Raw genomic sequence first — 217 nt, 5'->3', positions numbered from 1 at the left:
TAACGTATTCAGACTGTTATTGCGAGAGCGCTCAGGAACCTCATTTGAGTTTCGTACAGCGGTAGCTCGCGAGATACAGCACTTTTCTGCTGAGTTAACCGAATACCTTATCACGACTGGCATGACACGAGATGAAGCTTTTACGCAAGCAGAAGCTTCGGTCATATTGGTCTTTAACTCAGGGGCAGAAGCATTAGATTTAGATCGACGTCAGCGA

The 217-nt window shown here is 46.1% G+C and carries 1 pseudogene; it reads left to right on the top strand.

Annotated features, from left to right (window positions below):
• Window positions 1–217: pseudogene (locus tag A3712_RS23080) on the top strand (HTH-type transcriptional repressor FabR); the annotation flags it as partial.

The sequence above is a fragment of the Vibrio sp. HI00D65 genome, assembly GCF_001635455.1.
Classification (GTDB): domain Bacteria; phylum Pseudomonadota; class Gammaproteobacteria; order Enterobacterales; family Vibrionaceae; genus Vibrio.
The sequence above is the reverse complement of the archived record's forward strand: the minus strand, read 5'-3'. Positions and strand labels throughout refer to the sequence as shown.